Source organism: Sphingomonas bacterium (assembly GCF_903643065.1).
Taxonomy (GTDB): domain Bacteria; phylum Pseudomonadota; class Alphaproteobacteria; order Sphingomonadales; family Sphingomonadaceae; genus Sphingomonas.
This window is the reverse complement of record NZ_CAHJWX010000427.1, coordinates 1-2,773: the sequence shown is the minus strand read 5'-3', so window position 1 is coordinate 2,773 and position 2,773 is coordinate 1. Positions and strand designations below refer to the sequence as shown.

Annotated in this window: 6 protein-coding genes; 3 read left to right on the top strand and 3 right to left on the bottom strand. The window is 69.2% G+C overall.

The window, feature by feature from the left end; genetic code table 11:
- Window positions 1-667: 30S ribosomal protein S5 (gene rpsE / locus HUU95_RS13360; RefSeq protein ID WP_254602801.1), on the top strand; the 667-nt coding region annotated here is incomplete at its 5' end.
- 22 nt (window positions 668-689) lie between these two features.
- On the top strand, window positions 690-866 hold the full coding sequence (gene rpmD / locus HUU95_RS13355) for a 50S ribosomal protein L30 (protein ID WP_174280552.1): 177 nt from the start codon (window positions 690-692) through the stop codon (window positions 864-866).
- Window positions 867-934: 68 nt separating this feature from the next.
- On the opposite strand, the gene HUU95_RS13350 is transcribed toward rpmD, so the two are convergent.
- From HUU95_RS13350 to HUU95_RS13340, 3 genes are read right to left on the bottom strand one after another with little or no spacing between them, the layout of a single operon-like run.
- The gene (locus tag HUU95_RS13350) at window positions 935-1,891 is read right to left on the bottom strand and encodes an aldo/keto reductase (RefSeq protein ID WP_174280551.1); all 957 of its coding nucleotides are present in this window, start codon (window positions 1,889-1,891) and stop codon (window positions 935-937) included.
- Entirely contained in the window at window positions 1,888-2,052 is a 165-nt protein-coding gene (locus tag HUU95_RS13345) for a hypothetical protein (protein WP_174280550.1), read from the bottom strand. The genes HUU95_RS13350 and HUU95_RS13345 overlap by 4 nt, the downstream gene beginning before the upstream one ends.
- A gap of 7 nt (window positions 2,053-2,059) precedes the next feature.
- The gene (locus HUU95_RS13340) at window positions 2,060-2,371 is read right to left on the bottom strand and encodes a hypothetical protein (protein WP_174280549.1); all 312 of its coding nucleotides are present in this window, start codon (window positions 2,369-2,371) and stop codon (window positions 2,060-2,062) included.
- Between the two features lie 92 nt (window positions 2,372-2,463).
- Here HUU95_RS13340 and HUU95_RS13335 point away from each other — a divergent pair.
- Window positions 2,464-2,773, top strand: a 310-nt coding sequence (locus HUU95_RS13335) for an ArsR/SmtB family transcription factor (RefSeq protein ID WP_174280548.1), incomplete at its 3' end; no start/stop codon positions are given.

Sequence of the window (2,773 nt, the reverse complement as noted above, 5' to 3'; positions counted from 1 at the left end):
TGGTCGCGGACGCGGTGGTCCGGGCGGCGGTGGTGGCAACCGTGGTCGTGGCGGCCCCGGCGGCAATCGCGGCGGCCCCAACAACAACCGTGCGCGGCGCGACGGCGGCGGCCCGCGCGACGAGGGTGGGGAGGAGCTGATCGAGAAGCTCGTCCATATCAACCGCGTGTCCAAGACGGTGAAGGGCGGCAAGCGCTTCGGCTTCGCGGCACTCGTCATCGTAGGTGACGGCAAGGGCCGTGTCGGCTTTGGCCACGGCAAGGCGCGCGAGGTGCCCGAGGCGATCTCCAAGGGTACGGCGGCGGCCAAGAAGGCGATGGTCCGCGTGCCGTTAAAGGAAGGCCGGACGCTGCATCATGACGCGAACGGTCATTTCGGCGCGGGTCGGGTGACGTTGCGCGCGGCGCCGCAGGGCACTGGCATCATTGCCGGCGGCCCGATGCGTGCGATCTTCGAGGCGCTGGGCGTGGCGGACGTCGTTACCAAGTCGATCGGCACCTCCAATCCCTATAACATGATCCGCGCGACCTTTGCGGGGCTGGGCGACCAGACCAGTCCCAAGGCGGTGGCGCAGCGGCGCGGCAAGAAGATCGCCGACCTGCTCGGCCGCGGCGCGGGCCAGACGGCCGAGACCGCCGAGGCGGACGCCGCGGCGCTTGTTGAGTAAGGATTGGGGTGGAGTGACGGGCATGGCGACGATCAAGATCAAGCAGACGGGCTCGCCCATCCGCCGCACCGCCGATCAGCGGGCGACGCTGATCGGGCTGGGGCTCAACAAGATGCACCGCGTTTCGGAGCTGACCGACACGCCCGAGGTGCGCGGCATGATCCGCAAGGTGGCACACATGGTCGAGGTGCAGGGCTAGGCACCGCCGGCTGATGGTGGAGGAAAGGGCGACGCGGGAGGCCGCGTCGCCCTTTTCGCGTTGGTGAGTTACGCTCCCGCGTCAGTGAGGCGGTCGAGCTGGTCAGGCGTGAGATCCAGCGTCATCGCGGGGAGTAGCTCGGCGAGCTGAGTCGCGCTGGTGGCGCTGGCGATGGGGGCGGAAATGCCAGGCTGTGCGATCAGCCAGGCGAGCGCGATCTGCGCGAGCGTGGCGCCGGTCTCGGCGGCGATCGCGTCCAGCGCGGCGAGCATGTCCAGGCCCTTGCCGGCGAGCAGTTCGGTCATGCGGGTGCCCCGAATGCTCTGGCCCTGGTCGGCGGCGGAGCGGTATTTGCCGGTGAGGAAGCCCGAGGCGAGGCCGTAATAGGGCACGACGCCGATATTCTCCTGCAGGCAGAAATCCTGCAGCTCGCCTTCGAACCGGTGGCGGCTGACGAGATTGTACTCGGGCTGCAGCACATGGATGCGCGGCAGGCTGCCGTCACGCGACAGGTCGATGGCGGACTTAAGCCGCGCGGCGCTGAAGTTGGAGGCGCCGATGACGCGCACCTTGCCGGCGTCGACCAGTCGGCCGAACGCGGTGAGCACCTCCTCCTGCGGCGTGTTCTCGTCATCGCGATGCGCGAAATAGACATCGATCCGATCGGTGCCGAGCCGCCGGAGCGAGGCCTCGCAGGCGGCGGCGATGTTGGCCGGGGCAAGCTCCTGACCGTCCACCGGCAGCATGCCGACCTTGCTCGCGATCAGCACGTCGTCGCGCTTGCCCGACGTCTTCAGCCATTCGCCCAGCACCGTCTCCGACTCGCCGCCGCGATGGCCGGGTACCCAGGCGGAATAGACGTCGGCGGTGTCGATCAGCACCCCGCCGCCATCGACGAACGCGTCGAGCACGGCGAAGCTGGCGTCGCGATCGGCGGTCCAGTCGAACACGTTGCCGCCGAGCACCAGCGGGGTGATCTTGAGATCGGTCGAGCCGAGGCGTCGCCGGGTGATGGGCAGGGTCATGGGGTGCTTTCATTCGAGGTCACGGCGTTCAGGCCGACGCTGTTCGCATCCAGCATCGCGGCCGCATCGTTCAGTTGGCGCTGATCGTCGGGGGCGGGCCCGGCCTGTCCCTCGGGTGACGAACAGGCGCTCAGCGCCAGGGTGAGGAACAGGGTCGCCATTGCGCCCCTACATCGCGTTGCCGACATTCTTGAGCACCTCGCCGGTCGCGTGCTTGGCGTGATCGGCGTCGTCGCCGGCGCGGTCCAGCTTGTTGTTGAGCGTGTCGCCGTGGCGATCGACGCTGTTGCCTGCCTTGTCGATCGCGTTGCCCGCCTTGGCGAGCGCGTCGTGGGTGGCGGCGTCGACATCCTGCACCGCGTTGCGGGTGGTCGCCGCCGCGTCGGCGCCGATCGCGTTGGCGTCGGCTTGCGTCTTGGCCTGATCGGTTTGCGAGCAGGCGGCGAGCATGAGGGGAAGAAGGGCAAGGACGCGCTTCATGTTTGGACCTCCGGAAATGACGTGGCCGACAACGCCCGGGGCGGGGGTGGGTTCGATTGACCTCATATAAAGATTTCTTTATATGACGTGCCGTGACCCCGCCGCTCGCCATCTTCCGCGCGCTCGCCGACGCGACCCGGCTGCGCCTGTTCGCGCTGGTGCGTCGCGGCGAGCTGTCGGTGGGCGAGCTGGCGCAGGTGCTGGGCCAGTCGCAGCCGCGCGTCAGCCGCCACGTCAAGATTCTCGCCGATGCCGGCCTGCTGGAGCGGCGCAAGGAAGGCAGCTGGGTGTTCGTGGCGCTCGGCCGGCCGGCGGTGGTGGAGCCGGTCGCGGCCGCGCTGGACGGCTGGAGCACGCCGGATCACTGGGCGGTGGCGGACGCGGCGCGGCTGGAGGCGGTGC